The 20,981-nt window shown below is 44.0% G+C and carries 18 protein-coding genes and 1 pseudogene; 9 read left to right on the forward strand and 10 right to left on the reverse strand.

The genetic code is table 11. From position 1 onward, the window contains the following. Positions 1-86: 86 nt before the first annotated feature. From AB6D07_RS08540 to AB6D07_RS08550, 3 genes are all read right to left on the reverse strand, one after another. Positions 87-1,298, reverse strand: coding sequence for an acetyl-CoA C-acetyltransferase (locus tag AB6D07_RS08540; protein ID WP_017101826.1), 1,212 nt, complete (start codon positions 1,296-1,298; stop codon positions 87-89). Positions 1,299-1,324: 26 nt separating this feature from the next. Continuing rightward, a complete protein-coding gene (locus AB6D07_RS08545) occupies positions 1,325-2,065 on the reverse strand; it encodes an SDR family oxidoreductase (RefSeq protein ID WP_017102871.1) in 741 nt (246 codons plus the stop codon). Between the two features lie 550 nt (positions 2,066-2,615). Continuing rightward, on the reverse strand, positions 2,616-3,314 hold the full coding sequence (locus AB6D07_RS08550; RefSeq protein ID WP_017101825.1) for an SH3 domain-containing protein: 699 nt from the start codon (positions 3,312-3,314) through the stop codon (positions 2,616-2,618). Positions 3,315-3,410: 96 nt separating this feature from the next. On the opposite strand from AB6D07_RS08550, the pseudogene AB6D07_RS08555 reads away from it, so the two are divergent. Both AB6D07_RS08555 and AB6D07_RS08560 read left to right on the forward strand, forming a co-directional pair. Continuing rightward, a pseudogene (locus tag AB6D07_RS08555) lies at positions 3,411-3,985 on the forward strand (hypothetical protein). Positions 3,986-4,245: 260 nt separating this feature from the next. After that, on the forward strand, positions 4,246-4,488 hold the full coding sequence (locus AB6D07_RS08560; RefSeq protein ID WP_009845471.1) for a hypothetical protein: 243 nt from the start codon (positions 4,246-4,248) through the stop codon (positions 4,486-4,488). Between the two features lie 236 nt (positions 4,489-4,724). On the opposite strand, the gene AB6D07_RS08565 is transcribed toward AB6D07_RS08560, so the two are convergent. Continuing rightward, entirely contained in the window at positions 4,725-5,183 is a 459-nt protein-coding gene (locus AB6D07_RS08565) for an Lrp/AsnC family transcriptional regulator (protein WP_009845472.1), read from the reverse strand. Positions 5,184-5,332: 149 nt separating this feature from the next. Between AB6D07_RS08565 and AB6D07_RS08570 the strand changes: the two genes are divergently transcribed. Together AB6D07_RS08570 and AB6D07_RS08575 are read left to right on the forward strand one after the other, a co-directional pair. Continuing rightward, positions 5,333-6,262, forward strand: coding sequence for a DMT family transporter (locus AB6D07_RS08570; protein ID WP_029222912.1), 930 nt, complete (start codon positions 5,333-5,335; stop codon positions 6,260-6,262). Positions 6,263-6,420: 158 nt separating this feature from the next. Continuing rightward, positions 6,421-6,876, forward strand: a complete 456-nt coding sequence (locus AB6D07_RS08575) for an exoribonuclease R (protein WP_372092184.1) — start codon at positions 6,421-6,423, stop codon at positions 6,874-6,876. 267 nt (positions 6,877-7,143) lie between these two features. Here the strand turns inward: AB6D07_RS08575 and AB6D07_RS08580 are convergent, their stop codons facing one another. Beyond that, the gene (locus tag AB6D07_RS08580; protein WP_004731398.1) at positions 7,144-7,485 is read right to left on the reverse strand and encodes a YggL family protein; all 342 of its coding nucleotides are present in this window, start codon (positions 7,483-7,485) and stop codon (positions 7,144-7,146) included. A gap of 252 nt (positions 7,486-7,737) precedes the next feature. Here AB6D07_RS08580 and AB6D07_RS08585 point away from each other — a divergent pair, with 252 nt between their 5' ends. After that, entirely contained in the window at positions 7,738-9,765 is a 2,028-nt protein-coding gene (locus AB6D07_RS08585) for a PhoX family phosphatase (protein ID WP_017102872.1), read from the forward strand. Between the two features lie 265 nt (positions 9,766-10,030). On the opposite strand, the gene AB6D07_RS08590 is transcribed toward AB6D07_RS08585, so the two are convergent. From AB6D07_RS08590 to AB6D07_RS08600, 3 genes are all read right to left on the reverse strand, one after another. Beyond that, positions 10,031-10,651, reverse strand: coding sequence for a LysE family translocator (locus AB6D07_RS08590; RefSeq protein WP_017102873.1), 621 nt, complete (start codon positions 10,649-10,651; stop codon positions 10,031-10,033). Positions 10,652-10,815: 164 nt separating this feature from the next. Beyond that, entirely contained in the window at positions 10,816-12,102 is a 1,287-nt protein-coding gene (locus AB6D07_RS08595) for a DEAD/DEAH box helicase (protein WP_017101789.1), read from the reverse strand. Positions 12,103-12,284: 182 nt separating this feature from the next. Beyond that, the gene (locus AB6D07_RS08600) at positions 12,285-13,268 is read right to left on the reverse strand and encodes a GTP-binding protein (RefSeq protein ID WP_017101788.1); all 984 of its coding nucleotides are present in this window, start codon (positions 13,266-13,268) and stop codon (positions 12,285-12,287) included. 540 nt (positions 13,269-13,808) lie between these two features. Between AB6D07_RS08600 and clcA the strand changes: the two genes are divergently transcribed. Both clcA and AB6D07_RS08610 read left to right on the forward strand, forming a co-directional pair. Then, entirely contained in the window at positions 13,809-15,215 is a 1,407-nt protein-coding gene (gene clcA, locus AB6D07_RS08605) for a H(+)/Cl(-) exchange transporter ClcA (protein ID WP_029222914.1), read from the forward strand. Between the two features lie 301 nt (positions 15,216-15,516). Beyond that, a complete protein-coding gene (locus tag AB6D07_RS08610; protein ID WP_029222915.1) occupies positions 15,517-16,497 on the forward strand; it encodes a TDT family transporter in 981 nt (326 codons plus the stop codon). A 140-nt stretch (positions 16,498-16,637) separates the two neighbouring features. On the opposite strand, the gene hmpA is transcribed toward AB6D07_RS08610, so the two are convergent. Continuing rightward, positions 16,638-17,834: an NO-inducible flavohemoprotein gene (gene hmpA, locus AB6D07_RS08615; protein ID WP_372092179.1), complete on the reverse strand. Its 1,197-nt coding sequence runs from the start codon at positions 17,832-17,834 to the stop codon at positions 16,638-16,640. A gap of 349 nt (positions 17,835-18,183) precedes the next feature. Here hmpA and norR point away from each other — a divergent pair, with 349 nt between their 5' ends. Together norR and AB6D07_RS08625 are read left to right on the forward strand one after the other, a co-directional pair. Next, positions 18,184-19,776: a nitric oxide reductase transcriptional regulator NorR gene (gene norR / locus AB6D07_RS08620; protein ID WP_017102876.1), complete on the forward strand. Its 1,593-nt coding sequence runs from the start codon at positions 18,184-18,186 to the stop codon at positions 19,774-19,776. 89 nt (positions 19,777-19,865) lie between these two features. Continuing rightward, on the forward strand, positions 19,866-20,225 hold the full coding sequence (locus AB6D07_RS08625) for a glutaredoxin (protein WP_029222916.1): 360 nt from the start codon (positions 19,866-19,868) through the stop codon (positions 20,223-20,225). A gap of 108 nt (positions 20,226-20,333) precedes the next feature. Here the strand turns inward: AB6D07_RS08625 and AB6D07_RS08630 are convergent, their stop codons facing one another. Continuing rightward, positions 20,334-20,927, reverse strand: coding sequence for an OmpA family protein (locus tag AB6D07_RS08630; RefSeq protein ID WP_032499738.1), 594 nt, complete (start codon positions 20,925-20,927; stop codon positions 20,334-20,336). Positions 20,928-20,981: the final 54 nt, after the last annotated feature.

Here is a 20,981-nt window from a genome sequence, read left to right on the forward strand (position 1 = left end):
ATCGTTTCAGCCAACATTCATCTATGAGCTCGCGATGCTTTGAAAAGCTGATCCGATGTTTAAGCTTGCTACCGATACCTTAGGCTCTAACCTTCAATACCTTTTAGCAAAACAGCGGTTCCCATTCCTCCACCCACGCAGAGTGAAGCAACGCCATAAGTCGTTTTCTGTTCAAGCATTTCATGGATGAGTGAAACAATAATTCGATTGCCAGACGCACCTAGAGGGTGACCAAGCGCGATTGCACCACCATTCACATTGACCTTTGGCTTGAACGCATCAAGCGGTAAATCATGCTGCTCTGACAATTGGTACATTACGCCAAGAGCTTGTGCTGCAAACGCTTCATTCAATTCAAACAAATCTATTTCTTCGAGGGTGAGATTCGCTTTATCAAGCGCTTTAGATACCGCTTCTACTGGGCCTAACCCCATAATTTTGGGATCTAAACCAGATTGCGCGTAGCTGCTCAGCTCTACCAGTGGTGTCAGGCCGTATTTCACGACCGCCGATTCAGACGCTAAGATGATTGCACTTGCGCCATCATTGATGCCCGAAGCGTTACCTGCCGTAACAGACCCTTCACGGTCAAAGGCTGGGCGAAGCTTTTGCAGAGCTTCGAATGTCGCGTCTGACTTCGGATACTCATCGGTATCAAAAATGACGGTTTGTCTGCGCTGCTTAACTTCTACAGGCACGATTTGCTCGTTAAACTTACCCGCTTCAATCGCTGCGACGGCTTTCTGTTGGCTTTCTAGGGCATAGTTATCTTGAGCTAGGCGCGAAATATTTAACGTGTTGGCGATATTTTCAGCCGTCATGCCCATGTGGTAGTGATTAAACGCATCGGTTAAGCCATCACCAACCAATAAGTCTTTCATTGAGATATCACCCATTTTGTGACCATTACGAACACTCGCGGGCACCACAAACGGAATTTGGGACATCACTTCAACGCCAGCAGCAATAACCACTTCAGCATCTTGTGCTTTGATGTGCGCCGCTGCGTCCATCACTGATTTCATACCGCTGCCGCAAATCATGTTCACGCCGTATGCTGGCGTTTCCTCAGGAAGCCCCGCATAAATGGAAGCCTGACGAGCAACCCCCATGCCTTGACCTGCCGAAACCACATTGCCGACGATCACTTCATCAATCGCATCTAACGAAAGATCGACAGACTCAAGTGCGCCTTTGATCGCAACGCCAGCTAACTCACCCGCAGATACGTTTTTTAGCGACCCAGTAAATGCACCAATAGGAGTGCGCTTGGCCGCAACAATAAATACTTTTTCCATCATTCCAATCCCTTCAGTTTCGCCAATTAGTGCATGTACAAGCCGCCATTCACTGACAATGTTTCGCCTGTAATGTACGCCCCAGACTCACTCGCTAAAAAGCCCACTGCATCGGCAATTTCAACAGGCGTCGCTAACCGTTTCATTGGAATTTGATTCTTTATAGAATCAAGGACTTCAGGTTTCATTTGTTCAACCATAGGCGTGCCTGTGTAGCCAGGGGCAACAACATTTACCGTCACACCACTCCTAGCGCCTTCAGCGGCAAGCGCTTTTGAAAAACCAATCATCCCGGCTTTCGCTGCTGAGTAGTTAGTTTGTCCGAATTGACCTTTAAGACCATTCACTGAAGAGATATTAATGACGCGGCAATTGCCCTTTTCACACATAGGCGCAAACAGTGGTTGAGTAACATTGAAAAGGCTGTTTAAGTTCGTTTCAATCACGTCTTTCCATGCTTCGGCATCCATCTTCTTAAAAACACTGTCACGCGTTATACCCGCATTGTTGACCAACACATCCACCGTGCCTTCTTCTTCTAACAACTTGCTTAAGCTCAGCGCACATTCCGCAGTATTGGTAACATCTAATTCAAACAATCTCACTTGATCTTCGGTGAATTGTTTTTCGTTAAACCAATCCAAGGCACATTGGTAATTCCCAGTAAAATAAGTCGCGATAACACGATAGCCGTCTGCAACTAACTTAGAGGAAATTTCTGAGCCGATACCGCCTTTTGACCCTGTAATTAAAGCAAGTTTTTTCATTAATGATTCCATCCCTTACAAGCAATTAAATAACAATGATGTTAATAAGATAATGTCTTAGTTGATAATTAAACTTTACGTTTTGCTTTAATTAAACCCTACAACTCAAAATCAAAAAGTATTATTACAAATCGAAAATAATTTGGGAGTATGATTAAAAACGTGACTTGCCTTACAGTTCTAGTGAAATATTACACACATGTAAATTATCGTAAGGCGCTGAAATAAATAAGCTTTACTTAATTTCAACTTTATCAACAAGCAGGTAAGCCTTTGTTAATTAGAGATAAACCAACACTTCCTAGCTTGTTTCAAGAAGAATGCAATGTGGGAATTTGAAATGATTGATCATGAGAATAATAGGAAAGATCTTATTACCCATTAGTAAATATTTAATGATGGTTATATATAAGATTCAACATGAATTACAGGGTAAATAGAAAAATCCAGCATTATAGATAGAATAAAAAAGCCCACTCAATCTATGAGTAGGCTTTAGTTAATATCTTGGGGAAATAGAGTAATTAAAAGTCAGTGACGAATACCCATATTAAATAGGAATCGGCTCATACTTCGTGAATGTTTCATTAGTATTTACATCTAGATAAATTTTGTTTTCAAGAGACAACCCACCACAATAAATAAAATAAACGGCTCGGTTGCTGTATTTAACTGATTTAACCCAACCGCCTAACTCTTCAAAATCACTTGGGTCGCACTCCCCTTCAGAGATAAGCTTAGCTACCGTGTTGCGGAACTTCTCTTGATGGAGCTTCAGATCATCGGATTTAGCCAAGTATGAATCTAATATCTCTCTGTTTTCTTGCTCAGAGATAATCACTTCATCACTAGATAGTCCAGACATTGAAATCCATTCCGCCGTCTGTGGCCCGCCTTCCTTTAAAACAATATAGTCAGAGATACGCGCCCATTCACCTTGCTTCTCTAGTAGTTCGACCTTTTCGCCCTTATAAAGATAGTCGGTTATCAAACCATCAATTTCGGGCTGCTCGACTACTTTAAGTTTTCTATCTAAAACGTAGAACTCAGTCTGTTCTGGCTCAGGCTGAGGAGTAGTGAGGGATGTAAGGTCATATTCAGATTGCGCCGCGACTTCAACAGCCGGCGCTTCCTTTTTCTCTGGCGGAGTGGGGTCTTTTTTCATGACGAAGAAGTAGTATGCAGCCCCCCCTCCGCCCAATATTAATAACACAAGTAAAGCGATCAGCGCTTTTTTCATCAAATCCACCAGCTCTTCCGTTTTAGGTATGTTTCAAGTGTACATCAACTCATGTTGCTGCTCATCTATACTCTTAATAGAGAGCGAGTTAAGTAGAGGTAAATCATGAATTTTTTGGTGAAGGTTGTCATTATAAGTGTACCTCTGAGTGCCGATATCGCGTTAGCAGACCATTGTGACCGTGAAAACTGGCAAACACTGTTAGATCGCCAGCTATCATTTGAAGAACGCTATAATCAATACACTAAAGAATTTAACCAAGTTCTCTCGACCTATGAATCACAAACGTTGCTATCTAAACATTTCAACGAAAAGCAGATCATTGGGCTTTGGGCAAAGTACGAACAAAGATTTAATGTGCAGCTCAATAGTCATATGAATACCGCTTATGATGTCTCTGAGGTTCTATTAAAACAGGCGTATATTGTGTCTACAGAACTAGATGGAGCGGAGTCTCTACGCATTCGTGGCAAACCATAGCTAAACACTGCGCTAAAGCAAGACTACCCCGTCAAACAGAAAGTGCACAGGTACACGTACAAAGCTCACAATCACTCTCGCAAGATCTTCATACACTCAGTAAAAAATTTCGTCAGCTCTCTTCAAAATACCGTAAAGAAGCGACGATGATTGACGAAGCTCGCCACACAAACCAACCAATAAACGATGTACAAAACTAAAATGATTACTCACTTGCTCAACTTGATTATCCCAATAATCATAGTTCGAACAAATCAACACATTCAGAAAGATAATCAATCAAAGATTTATCAATAAGTTGTAAAACTAATGTGGTAACTATCAACAATGACGTTCAATTTCCGACCAATGCAAGCGACTATGTGAGATATTCATCACAAAATAGATTTACAAACGCCAGAAAATTGTTATCATGATTATTCATATAACTTAATAACAAGAAATATTTTGGCTAGGTAATATGCAAAAAACTATGGCTTTCAACTGCTTGAGTAACACGGAAGGGACTGCAGAGATAAGAGGTAAACTTTTATCTGTCGCTAAACACATGGAAGAGTTCGGTTCAGTAAGTGAGCTAGAGCTATGTAAGATATTTGGAGAGACGATTTGGAATGACGGTGTGGATTATCATTCACATGCTTTTTCATTCAGAATCAACGCTCAAACCGGGGATTGTTCAATCTCTAACTTTAAGTATCACTAAGTTTTGCACCTATCATATACGGAGTACCTTTCACGAGGTGCTCCGCTTTTTATTGTAGCGTATCCGCATTCGTCAGATAGCCGTTAATAGCGACCGTACTTCCTATTCGTCATAAAATCATTTCTTTTTCAACTCATGTCATCGGGCAGCGTGTCACCTACCTACGGCTTAGTCGGTATAAACTGTTAGTTCGTATAGACAGTTTGTTCGTATAATCCGTTAGCTCGCATAAACAGTCAGTCCGTATAAACAGGAAGTGGCGCATTGCCTTTCACTTGCCTAATCGCAAGATGGGTATGTATGTCTTTTACGTTGGAGAGTCGCTGTAACTTTCTGGTAAATGCTTCATAAGCCATAAGGTTTGGGCTGACAACTTCTAAAAGATAGTCATAAGCTCCGGATACAACGTGACAGCTAATGACCTCTTCCATCTCGACAACCGCACTTTCAAATTTATCGATCGACACTTCTTGGTGGTTGTTCAAGCTCACTTCAACAAACACGCTCATTGCGATGCCGACCTGTTCCCGTGACAGGCTCACACGGTAACCATCAATAATTCCTTTTTCTTCCAGTCTTTTGATGCGCCTCGCGCACGGTGAAGCCGATAAGCCAACTTCATCAGCTAACTCAGCGGTGGTTAGCCTGCCGTCTTTCTGAAGCAACTCAAGAAGATGTCTATCAATCCTATCCATAGCAAATACCAATTGTTGGTTAAATTCGTTAACAATTGGCAAGATATTAGCAGAAATCATCAACTACAACTCAAGTTAGAACAAAACTTGCCAACCTATGGCACACCAAGTACCCCATAATTAATCATCATTCACTTTCCTTGTTTATTATGAAGCTTGGCTATTTATCTATTACTGTCACTCTGCTCATCTGGGCGAGCTTTTTCCTTTCTCTTAAAGGCGGCGCAAATTCAGATTTAACACCTGCAGACATCGCACTGACTCGATTCCTCATACCAGCATTGGCGCTATTACCTTTGGTGTGGAAAGCACGTAGCACGATCGCTGCTGTCCCGAATCGATACTTGGCCGGTATGTTTGTGGGGTGCGGGTTACCTTATTTACTCGTTGCAGGAACAGCCATGCAGTTCGTTCCGGTATCACACGGGAGTGCTTTAGTTCCGGGAACGCTTCCTCTATTTGTAACAGGGATCGCGGTACTCTTTTTTAAGCAGCCGCTTAGCCGACACCGTGTCGTTGGTTTAGGTCTGGTTTCGCTTGGGATATTGTTGTTTCTGGGAAGTAGCTTAAGCAGCTTCAACTTTGAATATACCAAAGGTCACGTGTTGTTTTTGTTTGGCAGCTTGATGTGGGCGACGTTTACCATTTCAGCACGTGTTGCCAATCTTAATGCGCTCGTCAGTGCGGGGTTTATTTCATTCTGTTCCACCTTGCTGTTGCTGATCCTTATCTTTACAGGAACCCTCCCTAGCCATTTAATGGAAACACCAATTGCTCAATGGCCAATTGCAGAGCTTGCCGTGCATTCTGCGGTGCAAGGCGTAGGTGCAGGCTTAATAGCAGCATTCACTTATCTATATGCTGTTAATACACTAGGAGCAGAACGCTCAGCCGCTTTTGGCAGTGCAACACCTGCCGTTGCAACCTTGTTGGCGATCCCACTGTTCAACGAAATTCCGGATACGATGACTTGGTTAGCGCTTGGTTCGATTTGCATCGGCAGCCTGGTCGCGAGCAACATTTTCATGAGAAACGACCAGTCTATGCAATATCAACCGCCAAGCCATAGCAAAGCCTGATACTGCGTTCAAACCTAAATACAGTTTCCCTAAACATCAATTTTAGGGCTTGTAGTATATAGATAAGCCTACAAACGTAGGCTTATCTAAAATCTGCTTTTTCTGAACTCGCTTCTCCATTAAACTGTCTGACCTTTTTGCAGATCCAAGAGAACACCATGCAACGCGATTACACTTTAACTTGCTTAAACAACATGCCTCGTGAAGAACTAGAAGAATTTAGTTTAAGAATGATTCATCGCCTTGTCCCTGAAGATGCAATGACGGAACTGTTTACGTTCGAACAGGAAGAAGTGACCAATGAAGAGCGTATGCAATCAGCGAAGTTTGATGCGATGTTGCGAATGACAGCAATCGCGCCGAGTGAAGTGAATCTTGCGTTTAGTGAGTCGGATAACTCACAGCAAAACATCGAGCGCATGACTCGACTGTTGCTTTGGCACTTCTATGCAATGTCGTTCAACCTTGAGCAAGCGATCAGCCTTGAAACTCACTGTGACAAAGTCGAGAAGATTTTGTCGAAAGCACCGACAGAAGCATTTGGTTGGGTAAAAGAGCTCACAGAGTTGCTGCATTTCTATGCAAAAGTGAACGAAGAAAACGACGCTAAGTAAATAGCACTAAGTCACGGGACGAATTGAAAAAGCGCATATTTCCAATTCTGCTTCAAACACTCCAACAAGTTAGTCGCTCCCCCTTGGACAAGTCGTACAGGTTCTAAATCGAAGAAAACTACAACACCTGAAATCCGAGGTCTGGTGTTGAGCTGACCAAACGCAAAAGGCCCAATCGACATACCGACTGGGCCTTTTATCTGATGTGTCAAAGTTCTCTCACGAAAGCTCCATCGATTTCAGCTGAGCGAACAATACACCACCAATTTAGAATGCGTAGTTTGCGTCAACAAGTTCGCTTACTTCAACTTTGCTTACTTCTGCGCGAGCTTCAAGCCACTGCGCTACTTGCAGTTGCTCTGCTTCTGTCACTGAACGGTAGCGCTCAATAGAACATAAGAAACCTTCGAACAGCTCTAAACCACCGCCACCAAAGCACAGGCCGATGCTGTCGATAAAATCGATAAATTCATCGATGAACACATCGTATTGGTCAAAATCAGCAATCGAAGTCGTGCAGCTTACTTCAAAACCTAGAATAGCGAATTCACCTAGGTATAACTTCTTGCGTAGGCGGCGATTTTTGTTTTCGATTTTATCTAATTTCATAACTGTCTCTCTTTTCGTTTGATAAAGCATTTATACACAGTTCTTCGTTAATTCCCAAGAGTTTTGTATTACATGAGAGGCTTAACGGAAAAAATCGTGCTGCAGAAACAAAACCTTAATCAAAACTATAAAAATCTGTCACTTAACTCCTTCACGATTGTTCACACATTGAACCAACTATTAACTCATTAGAAATAGCTTGGTTACACGTGAATAACGAATAATAAAGTCAGCCAACAGGAAGCAGTCCCGATGAGCAAGGAAACATTTGATAGCACTCGCTTTAACAAGAGTACCAACAAGCCCTTCGAAGAAGTTCTAGATGCGAACCTTTCAAGAAGAAACGTTCTGAAAGGAGGTCTTGGCATCAGTGCAATGACCGCCTTTGGCGCATTTGGTTTAGCGGGTCATAGCACGGCTAACGCTACGACAATGCAAGCAACGGGCGCGCACAAAAGCACCGCAACACTTGCCTTCGAGTCGGTTAAAGGCTCTTTGACAGACAGTGTCGCTGTACCAAAAGGCTATACAGCACAAGTATTGGTTCCTTGGGGTACCCCACTGAATAAGCAAGGCAAGGCTTGGTTAAAAGATGGAACCAACAACGCACAAGATCAAGCGAACTCACTGGGCATGCACCACGACGGCATGCACTTCTTCCCGCTTGATGGCAACAGTAACGACGGCTTGTTGGTGATCAACCACGAATACATCGACCAAAAAGCACTGCACGCTAATGGTCCAACATACGATGAAGGCAACCGCCCTAGCCTTGATGAAGTACGCAAAGAGATCAACGCACACGGCGTGAGTGTTGTTCGCGTTAAGCTTGAAGGTAATCAATGGATAATGGTGGATAACGATCCACTTAACCGCCGCTACACGGGCGCGACCGTAATGGATCTTTCTGGCCCTGTTGCTCACAGTGAGTTTACCAAAACGAAATTCTCACAAGACGGCAGCCAAGCGCGCGGCACATTAAATAACTGCGGTAATGGTTACACGCCATGGGGCACTTATCTGACTTGTGAAGAGAACTGGCCGGGTTACTTCGTTAATAAAGGGACAACAACACCAGCTCAAGAGCGTATCGGCATCGCAACTGATAAAACTCGCTACGGCTGGGACACGCTTTCTGGTGATAAACAAGAACGCTTGGATGAGTTTGCTCGCTTTGATGTAACACCAAGCGCTGATTCTCCAATGGACGATTACCGTAACGAAGCAAACGGCCACGGCTACATCGTTGAAATCGACCCATACACAGCGAACTCTCGCGCTAAGAAGCGTTCAGCATTGGGTTGTTTCCGTCATGAAGGTTGTACGTTTGGCAAACTTACTGAAGGTGAGCCTATCGTGTTCTATTCTGGCCACGACTCTCGTTTTGAATACCTGTACAAATTCGTTTCTGAAGAGAAATGGGACCCGCGTGACGCTGAGCCAAGTAACCGTCTAAGTGCGGGTGACAAGTACATGGACAAAGGCACGCTGTATGTGGCTAAATTCAATGATGATGGTTCAGGTACTTGGCTACCGCTAACTCTGAGTAGCAAGACGACAAACGGTGGCAAGCTAGGTGATTCATTTGACTCTCAAGCAGCTCTTATCATCAACACAGCAGGCGCCGCCGACCTTGTAGGCGCAACCCCTATGGATCGCCCAGAATGGTGCTCTGTTGACCCAATGACAGGTACGGCTTACCTAACGCTGACTAATAACAACAAGCGTAAAGAAGCGAACTCTGCGAACCCTCGCGTAGACAACAAGTTCGGTCATGTTATTCGTTGGGATGAAGGCAAAACAGCAGGTGAGTTCGATTGGGATATCTTCGTATTTGGCTCTCCAGCAGTGGATGACAAGTCTATTAACCGCTCAGGTCTAACAGACATGAACCAATTCGCGAGCCCTGACGGCTTAGCGTTCGATGCTCGTGGCATTCTCTGGATTCAGACGGATAACGGCGCAGACGAAGTTACTGGCTACACCAATGACCAAATGCTGGCAGTGGTTCCATCTCAGCTAACGGATGACAACGGCAACAGCGCGGTAATTGATGCAAACAACCAAGCACAACTTAAACGCTTCTTTGTTGGTCCAAACGGTTGTGAAGTAACTGGCTTTACCATCAGCCCGGATTTCAAATCACTGTTTGTGAACATTCAACACCCAGCAAACTGGCCATCGTCTCAAGATGCAACCGCACAAACTCAAGGCAACGTTCGTCCAAGAGCATCTACCGTTGTGATTCGCCGTGAAGACGGCGGTGAAATCGCGGTTTAATAAGCAAATCTACCTAAGATCAGCAACCTTACTGTTATCTAGTTTCTGTTCGCTAGTTAAGTAAAATCAAAAAAGAGCGATAAGGCCAAATGCCCTATCGCTCTTTTTTAAATTCTATACGATCTTTGATTCAACTAATGATCTGCGACTTTGTAAACTGCTCTTCACCCCAAACCAAATCACGCACCGTCATCCTCGAGAAGGAGGAACGACTGAGTCAGAGATCTCTAACCGTTATCGTTGATCGCAATACCGTTAATCACAGTTAACTCACGAACAACCAAACACCAACGCCCATCATCAACGTACCTGCAATACGGTTCATTAACTTAACGTTATCGGCTTTGCCTAGCATATGCTTTAAGCTCTTTCCGCCTGTCGCGTATAAGGTCATGCAGACAAATTCAGAAACCAGAATAATAGACACTAAAATGAATAACTGCGGCGCTAAGTCTTTATTACTGTTAATAAAAGGAGGCAATAAGGAAATCATGAATGCCCAGCCTTTAGGATTTGCGATTGCCGTTACGAAGCCTTGCACCACCAAGTCCCAATCATTGCTGCCTTTGGTTGTTTGGTTGTCAGTGCTGATCGCTAATTTGCCTCTCGAACGCCACATCTGAACGCCTAAATAGAACAAGTAAGCTGCACCAACAAACTTGAAGCCCGTAAATAGCCACGGGTAGTTCAACATAATAGATGCAATACCCAATACCGCAGCAATGGAAACCACAGCGACACCGGCCAGTTCACCGATCATCATCCATAATGTACGTTTGTATCCAACACTCATTCCAAGTGTCAACGCCAAAGTCATACACATTCCGGGCGTGATTGACACAAAGAAAAACGTGGGAATAAAAGCCCAAAGTAGTGCGCTATCCATATTATTACCTTACTGGCTTATTTTTATTTAGTGGCTTTTGCTTCTTGATCGGACTTGAAATGAAGCGATGTTGAAACGAAGTAGTGATGACAATAACCAATATTGCGAACAATACAAACAAAAAGAGCCACATAACAGTGGCTCTTTTCAATCACCAACCGTAATTACTTACGACGGTTTTTAATTCGCTTCATCATAGTCAAACGACGTTCAGCACTTGCTTGATCTTGTGGCTCTTCGTTTGCGTTGTTCTTACGACCCTGACGGTTTTTGTACGCCGATTTAGTGTTCAGCTTCTCGATGTAAGCATCACGTTTCTTCGGTTCATAACCCGGTTGTTCAACACGGCGAATACGTTGTTGGATCAGTTTTTCAACTTGAACAACAGTCAGCTCTTCTTCGCGGTTAACGAAAGAGATTGCGTGACCTTGTTTACCAGCACGACCTGTACGACCAATACGGTGAACGTAATCTTCCGCTAGGAAAGGCATGTCGTAGTTAATTACGTGTGGTAAGTCTTCGATATCAAGACCGCGTGCCGCAACGTCGGTTGCAACCATTACGCGCGCTCTGCCTTCTTTGAAGTCATCCAACGCACGACGACGAGCACTTTGCGCTTTATCACCGTGACAAAGTACCGCTTTAATGCCGTCAAGCTTGAGCTCTTTAACTACATCGTTTGCTGTTTCTTTGTAGTTCACGAACACAAGCACTTGGCGCCAGTTTTTACGACCGATCAGCTCAGAAAGTAGCTCTGTTTTACGCTCTTGATCAACTGGATACACCACGTGACCAACAGTTGCAGCCGTTGAGTTTTCACGCTCAACACTGATACGTTTTGGTTTACGCAGAATATCAACAGACAGTTGGTTTAACTGAGTAGAAGTCGTTGCAGAGAACATCATGATTTGCGGTGATGTTTCTACATCTAGCATGATCTTACGAACGGCATTAATGAAGCCCATATCAAGGATACGGTCAGCTTCATCAAATACTAGAAATTCTAGGTTTGCGATAGCCACGTTACCCGCTTCTAAGTGCTCTTCTAAACGTCCAGGTGTTGCAACCAAAATATCCACACCCAGCTCTAATTGACGAACTTGTGAAGACATTTTGTTACCACCGTAAACCGCTGAAACGCTTAGTTCCGTGTATTTAACGTAGTCTTTAATGTTTTGAGCGATCTGCGCAGCAAGCTCACGAGTTGGAGCAAGAATAAGGCCGCGAGCCGTTCCTCTAGAAGCCTTTTTGCCGCTGTTCAAAAGGTGTTGGATAACAGGCAATGAAAATGCCGCTGTTTTACCCGTACCGGTTTGAGCAGTAGCAAAAATATCATGGCCTTTACGAGCCATTGGAATCGCTTTTTGTTGAATTGGAGTGAGTTTTTCATAACCACACTCAGTCAACGCTTTGACTAATTCAGGAGCAAAACCTTGAGAGGAAAATGACATTGTTACGGGTTCCTTAAGCAGACAGCCTACATTCTTATTTCAGCCGAGCACTATAAAGTAATTAGAGTGATTTATCTCACATTTATCGTGATATAACGCAAACTTTCTCATTTAATCTGGTGTTTACCCCACCTTCAACGAGGTAAACACCAAGATCCTTAGTTCAAACAGCAAAAACAGGGCTATTTGATGCCACACAGCTTGAGTAGAATCTGCTCGAGATCGTCCCAAGGCATTAACTGCGAGTCGATCACTTCAAGACGAGACTCAAAGCCATCAAGGGAAATTTCATTCACTGACACTACTTGATTCGCCACATTGAATGCGTAGCAACCTTGGTCGGTGTTCACTACGGCTTTTACACGCTCAGCCGTTAGATCCGACAGCATTGAAAACAGCGCATCAAAATCAAACTTATGCTCTGCGCCAAATAGCCAACCGCAACTGAAATAGCCCTGTCCTTTATTCTCTTTACGGATGAAAGCTTCACCGGGAGGAAGTTGGAATTGAGGCTCTTGCTCAGCGTGATCGTGATGATGCGCTTCAATATGAGAGGAAGCACTGCCGTATACTCTTTCAATGTCCAACACTTCCAATGGCACTTCACCATCGTGAATTAGCTTATGGAAGACTTTTGCTGGCGTTTGATCCGTCACCCAATCATTGAACACATCGATGTCTTCAGAATGAACAAGGTCAACCTTAGTACCAAGAATCACATCTGCACTGTCCAGTTGATCATTGAAGTTCTGATTAGACGTATATTTCTCAATCGACAGATTTCTTGGGTCAACCAAACCTAGCGTCGCTTTTAGGTCAACGTAAGGTGTGTATTGCTCTGAAGTTAACGTCGCAATAACCTGCTTTGGATGACCAAGCCCTGTAGGTTCAATCAATAAACGGTCCGGCTTCTGGCGTAGTAAAGCATTAATACCCACTGACATAGGCACACCAGCGGTACAGCACATGCAGCCACCCGGTACTTCTTTAATCAAAGCACCTTGATCTGTCATCAATGCGCCATCGATGCCAATTTCCCCGAACTCATTAACCAGAACAGCCCAGTTTTCATTCTCAGGTTTATTTTTGAGCAGGTTCAAAATAGCTGTCGTTTTGCCAACACCCAAGAAACCCGTAATTATGTTTGTAGGAACTTTTTTGGTCATATCAGTTCTCCTTTTTTTAGGAGTATATACACAATCACGGAGAAATTGACCCCAATCGCTTGTTTATACGGAGAATGATTTAAGCCAGAAGTTGTATGAGTGTCACTAGAAAGGGGGGAACTATGAAAAAGGAATGCTCCAGACGAACTAAAGGCGTACTTACTCAGTACGCCTCACCCTCGTTACTCAATCGTGAGTTCGCGAATCAGGAAGCCTTAAATATCGACCTGAACATTTAACGAGGAACTAAAACTTTATTCTGAATCCATCCAAATTGTGTGTAAAACCTCACTTCTCCTTGCGGTTCGTTATGTTGCTTTACGATTTAACTATGGTTCATTTTTGGGGATATTCAAGCCGCCACCGGAGAATCGATCAAAATTGTGACGGCCATTCAACTATTGCCTATAGATTCCATTTATGTAACACGTATATTCCATAAATGAAATTCAACTTTGCATCTTTGCTGCTATAGGATATGCAGAGGACGCGTATAATTTATTGCAGTCCCGCCTCAACCCATTCAGGAGCCTTATCTCAATGACCAGAAGAGAGAAAATTAAGCAGTCCCTACTCGCCAAAATGCCAAGGGATGCTATTAATCAATTTCTCTCAAGAGATAAGACACCCGCTTCCGTTCTCTTTCTTTCTTGTATTGTAGGTGTACTTGCTGGCGTGGTGGGTACCTATTTCGAAGTCGCAGTTCATTTCATCACCGAAACTCGTACCGATTGGCTAAAAGATGAGATTGGTAGCTATTTACCTCTTTGGCTCGCCGCTTTCCTTATTAGTGCTGCATTTGCCTTTATTGGTTACTTCCTCGTTCACCGTTTCGCTCCAGAGGCTGCAGGCTCAGGCATCCCTGAAATTGAAGGGGCGATGGACGGTATGCGCCCTGTTCGATGGTGGAGAGTATTGCCAGTAAAATTCTTTGGCGGTATGGGCGCATTAGGTTCTGGGATGGTTTTAGGCCGTGAAGGACCAACCGTTCAAATGGGCGGCAGTATTGGTCGCATGGTCACCGATATCTTTCGAGTTAAAGATGACGATACTCGCCACTCACTATTAGCTTCGGGTGCCGCAGGTGGTTTAGCCGCCGCATTCAATGCACCACTGGCTGGCATCATGTTTGTAGTCGAGGAGATGAGACCACAGTTTCGCTACTCACTCATATCAATTAAAGCCGTCATCATCTCCGCGGTTTCAGCCAACATCGTTTTTCGATCAATCAACGGACAATCTGCCGTTATCACTATGCCTCAATACCAACCGCCTGAACTGGATGCTCTGTGGTTATTCTTGTTGTTAGGCGTGTTGTTCGGCCTGTTTGGTGTGATTTTCAATAAGCTGATTACACTTTCGCAAGACCTGTTTGTGGCAATACACAAGAATGACCGTAAACGCTACTTAATGACAGGTTCCCTGCTGGGCGGTTGCTTTGGCTTATTGCTGCTCTATATACCCGAGTTGACTGGCGGTGGTATTGGTATCATCCCGAACATCACGAATGGCAACTACAGCGCAAACGTGCTGCTGTTAATCTTCTTAGGGCGCGTGCTCACCACGCTACTTTGTTTCGGCTCTGGTGCACCGGGTGGTATCTTTGCACCAATGCTTGCCCTAGGAACACTCTTTGGTTACGCGTTTGGGCTTATCGCGGCGGCATTCTTTCCTGAACTGAATATTGAACCGGGTATGTTTGCAATTGCTGGCATGGGAGCCTTGTTTGCCGCCACCGTGCGAGCGCCTATCACTGGTATTCTGTTGGTTATTGAAATGACCAATAACTACTACCTGATCCTACCGTTGATCATCACCTGCTTAGGCGCGGTAATCATTGCTCAGATGTTAGGTGGTCAGCCAATTTACAGCCAACTACTTAACCGTACGCTGAAAAACGAGAAACTAAGACAGCAAGATCTCCCTCAGCAAGAGGAAATTCGTTAATTACATTGAAAACTTCAGTTCAAATGTGGGACTTAAACGTAACTCGTTAAGTTCCACTAATACAGTCAAATTCCACTACTACAATAAGCAAACCAAGCTCAATATTTATAGAACACTCAAGAAAATCAAAAACACTTTCATCGCGCTTTATATATCAATTTCGAATCAAAACCTTAAAAGCAAACGTTAAACTTGCTATTATCCACGAAATTATTTACATGCCTAACAACACCGATTGTGAGCATGACTGAACGTTTTGATTAGAGTATACGTTCTACATTTAACTGAGTGGAGCAAGTCGTTGAACTGGAGAAGATTAACCCAAGTAAAGAATGTTCCACCATCTCAGGCGTCTTTAGCACTTGGCGTTATAGGGCTGGGGCAAGCTTGGGCATTATATCTGCCAGGGGTTGGTGAGCTCATTCGTCCTTACCTTGCTGCGTTTGGCGCACTGTTATTGCTGCCCGTTTTACTTCGTTATCTCACAAGTTTTGATACTTTTATCAATGACATTCGCCATCCACTTAGCGGAAGCTTAATGGCGCCGATGAGCATGGCGTTATTGATTCTATGTGACTATCTCGCCGAGATATCTCCAATAATCGCCTATCCAGTCTGGTTCTGCGCGTTGTTGTTGCATTTTACCATGATGGTGTTGTTCTTTAGTTTCCAGATCCTCAATTTCAAAATGTCGAACATTGTGCCGAGTTGGTTCCTGTATCCCGTGGGGTTAATCAGCAGTTCCTTAGCAGGTACACAGTTTGGACACACCGTTTTTTCAGAGACACTGGCGGCCACTTGTATCGGTATCTATTTCCTAATGCTGCCAGTGGTGTTGTACCGCTTGGTATTCGAAGGAAACCTGCCACGTCGAGCAAGACCAACACTCGCAATCATGGCGGCTCCGGTTAACTTATCTTTAGCCGCTTACTTGGTGAACTTCGACAACCCAGATCCGATTCTGACAGGAGCATTGGCTGGCATTGCTATCACCATGACTCTATTGATTTACTTATGTTACATCCGTCTAATGCGTCTTAAGTTCCAACCTTCGATTGCAGCCGTCACCTTCCCGTCCGTGATCAGCGCCATTGCTATGCACCGCTTAACCACATTTTTCGGTGCTGAATACCCACAATGGTATTGGCTGCATAAATTCGGCTTCTTTGAATTAACCATCGCGACCATCCTAGTGATTTGGGTGGCAGGCGGTTATGTGAAAATGTACTGGCCTGAGTTTTTTGATTCTGATTACATGTCCAAAAAGGTTAAGCGTTCTTAAAACGAACGCCAGAAGATCTTACCTTGATCACCCCCTACTCCAATATCCAATTGTCTCTCGCTGGACAAACCAAACGAAAAAAGGCCTCACACTGTGAGGCCTTTGAATAGGCAAGGAATTAATAGATCAGGCGACTACGATTAGAAATCGGCGTGAGGGCCAAAGACTTCGTAGTGGACGCGAGAACGGTCGACTTTAAGTGCATCTAGCTGTTCTACGATGTTCTTCATGAAGCCAACAGGGCCACAAATGTAAAAATCGCTCTCTTCCAAGCCGTTGGTGTCAGAGATAGATGCTAGATCCATTTGACCTTCATGTGTGTTCTCACACGCAGACTCGCCTTTGTTCATGTACCACGTTTTCGCTTCCCAACCTTTATCGGCAACAATATCTTTAACGCGAGTCGTGAAAGAGTGTTGACCTACGTTTTCACAAGCGTGAAGGTACAATACAGGTTCGTTTTTCTGCTGGTTGTTTAAGAACTCAAGCATTGATTGCATTGGTGTTACACCCACACCTGCAGAGATAAGCGTTACTGGCTTGCTGCGCTCTTGATACATGAAGTCACCCGCTGGTGCGTATAGGCTAACTTCATCACCGATAGCAACAGTATCGTGCATGTGATTCGATACTACGCCTTGAGTCTCTTGACCTTGGCCTTCACGTTTCACAGAAATTCGGTACTGCTTGCCGTTTGGCTTGTCTGATAGTGAGTATTGACGGATCTCGCTGTACTGAGCACCTTCAGGTTTCACTTCGATACCGATGTATTGACCTGGAGTGTAATCCAGAACGTCACCGCCATCTTTTGGTTGTAGGATGAAGCTTGTTACTAGAGCTGATTCTTCAATCTTATCTGCAATCACGAAAGTACGTGCTGCTTCCCAGCCACCTACCGCTTGCTTACGCTGTAGGTAAAGCTCTGCTTCACGGTCGATAAATACTTGCGCTAAGAATAGGTAAGCGGCAGTCCACGCTTCTTCTACTTCTGGGGTGAATGCATCAGCAGCTAATTCACGCAGTGTTTCAATTAGGTGAAGACCAACGATTTGGTAATGGTCTGGTTGAATATTAAAGCTTGTGTGTTTCTGTGCAATACGCTCAACCGCTGAGGTTAACGCTGCTAGATTTTCGATGTTCTTTGCATAAGCCGCGATAGCTTCAAACAGTGCGACACCTTGGCGACCTGTTCTTTGGTGAGTCATATTGAAGATATCTTTCAATTCAGGGTTATGCGTGAACATGCGTTGATAGAAGTGTTGAGTTAAAGCAGGGCCTGCGCTTTCTAAAAGAGGAATCGTCGATTTGATGATGTTGATATGTAGATTGTTTAGCATTGATTTACTCCGAACACTTAGTCTTTTGACCTTTCATGTCAAATTGACTAATTTTATTTAAAGATGACTTTATATTAATTCTTTCTCAATGAGCTCTTTGGCTACTATTTTTATGAGAATTACGTGGACTGATAAATTCGCATTAATTGATTCAAATCAATGATAGGTCAGATATTCAGTCATATAGACAACACGCAATGGACACATTGCACAAACGGTGCCAACATGCGAAAGCTTGTTGTGCCTAGCATCCCTTCAAAAACTCTCTTCAAACTTTAGTCAAAAAGACCTTTTTTTTATGTCATAAAGACTCTACCATGTATAAAAATACAAACAGTATGAGCCCTTTATGCAAGATATCTCAGCATCCACTCTCATGGAAATGACCATTGGTTTAGCCAGCGGTGTGAACGATCAAGACCGTTTCAATCGCTTAATCGATGCCATTCGTAAAACCATAACGTGTGATTGTGTCGCACTTTTAAGCCTTCAAGGCGACACGCTAGTACCCATCGCAATGCAAGGGCTCAGTCGAGATACATTCGGTCGCCGCTTTATTATTTCAGAACATCCACGTTTTGATGCGATTTGTGCATCGCGTTCTCCAGTTCGTTTTGATGCGGATAGCTCATTGCCTGATCCTTTCGATGGCTTACTGATCGACCACGACGGCGATTTGCCTATGCATGCCTGTATGGGTTTGCCTCTTCTTTTTGGTGACAAATTGTTAGGGGTACTAACCCTCGACAGCCTAAAACCTGATGTCTTCGCGAATATTCCTGCTCGGAACCTAGAAGTTCTCGCTGCTATTGCTGCCTCTACGATGCAAATGGCGATGACTTTCTCGCAACTTGAACATCAAGCAAAACAGTCAAAGCAATTACTGGAAGAGCTGAATGTTGAAGCGTGGGAACGTGACGGCGGCGAATTGATTGGTAATAGTGACACCATGGTCGCGCTTAAAAACGATATCGCGGTTGTCGCACCCTCTGAATTTAATATTCTGATTCATGGTGATACAGGTGTTGGTAAAGAGCTCGTTGCTCGAACCCTGCATCACCAATCGCAGCGTAAACGTAACCCACTCGTCTATGTCAACTGTGCAGCTATTCCTGAGAACTTGGTAGAGAGTGAACTATTTGGTCACGTTCGTGGCGCGTTTACTGGTGCAGACAAAAACCGCTTAGGTAAGTTTGCTCTAGCCGATGGCGGCACGCTATTCTTAGATGAAATTGGTGAATTGCCTTTAGCAGCACAAAGTAAGCTATTGCGTGCACTGCAAAACAACGAAATCCAACCTGTAGGCCAAGACAACATTCAAACTATTGATGTTCGTGTTTTAGCTGCAACCAACCGAGACTTAAAGCAAGAAGTTGAAGACGGTCGATTCAGAGCCGATTTATACCACCGATTGAGTGTGTACCCTATCGCAGTGCCAGCTCTGAAAGACCGAGGTGACGACATCAGCTTGCTAGCAGGCTTCTTCCTAGAACAGGCACGTCGTAAACTTGGTATCAACCAAGTTAAATTCCGCTCTGATGTACTGGTATTTTTAAACCGTTACGGTTGGCCAGGTAACGTACGTGAGCTTGAGCACGTGATTAGCCGCTCGGCACTAAAAGCATTAGCTCGTAGCACCAACAAAAACCTCGTGACAATCACTAAAGAAGATTGTGGCCCACTCGACCAAGATCAGCCTATAGCGACGACACCGGTAAAAAACACACCTTTATCAACACCAACGATCGACCTATCTGCAGGTTTACGTGGCGCTACCGATAATTTTCAACGCAGCATCATCACTGAGGTGTTGGAAGATGCCAACTTTAACTGGGCGCAAGCAGGGCGAGTTCTGAAAACAGACCGAGCAAACCTGACTCGACTGTCCAAACGTTTAGGGCTAAATGTGGCGAAGTCTCACACGATCGAACGGACAAAATAGATATTAGCGGTTTGTTGCGAGCATCTGACAAAACTTGTGTATATAATGCTGCAAATTGTAACGCTAATTTTAAATATGTAGAGAGAGTTATGAAGTTTATCCGTTGGTTTTTAGGTCGCGTCATCTTGTTGTTGAATTTTGTTTTCAGCCCACGCGGTGTGAAGCGTTCTCAAGAAGAACAAAGCAAAGTGAACGAGCAGGCAAAAACGCACACGTTGTACCAATTCGAGGCATGTCCATTTTGTGTAAAAGTACGACGCTCGATGAAACGTCAGTCTGTTCAGTTTGAACTTCGTGATGCAAAAAACAACGAACAACACCGTGCAGAGCTTGAAGCTGGCGGCGGTCGTGTGAAAGTTCCTTGTCTACGTATCGAGAAAGACGGTAAAACTGAGTGGATGTACGAATCTTCAGATATCGTATCTTACTTAGAAAATCAGTTCGCATAAGCGGAAAAAGCAACACAAGCTAAATACAAAAAATCCCTCTTCATGAGGGATTTTTTTATGTCTGTAATCGATACGCTCTTTCGATTCAAAGAATCAAGCTTCTCGCATCTATTTCGCCACAATCAGCATCAACTCTACACGGCGGTTACAGGCTTTACCTTGTACTGAAGCGTTGTTACACGCGGGAACGTACTCACCGAAACCGCGGGTGTAAATAGCACGACTCGAAACATAGTTACTTTCTAAGCGAGCTTTCACTTCTTTTGCGCGCTGTTCAGAGAGCGGATCATTAACACGATCACTGCCTGTATTATCCGTGTGCCCTTCAATGACGACATCAATGTCTTGGCGTCGAGAAAGATAGCTGCCTAACGTGTCCAACCAATTGTTGTAAGCGGGTTCAGGAGATGTCGAACCTGTTTTAAAGTTCACATGCTGTACAAGCTTTACCATCACATGGTTGCCAGGTAAAACTTCAAAATCGATACGGTTTTGTCTTAAAAAGACTTCCAGTGGATCATTGGTCGAAACGCCACGTCCGTAGTTAGTGGTAATAGTTCCTTGCTGATGAGTGGTTTGAACCACCCCCCATTCAGGGTACATAATGTCGTAATCAGTTTTCGGTGCAGTTTGTAACATATCCTCACCGAATAACCCCGTTGGTAACGTAGTTTCGCACCCAGCCAAAGCTATGCTTAACATTATCGCTAAATATCTCATTACTTCACCAACCACTTATGCAGATAAACCATTCAC

The organism is Vibrio sp. 10N.239.312.C11 (assembly GCF_041466065.1).
Lineage (GTDB): Bacteria > Pseudomonadota > Gammaproteobacteria > Enterobacterales > Vibrionaceae > Vibrio > Vibrio tasmaniensis_A.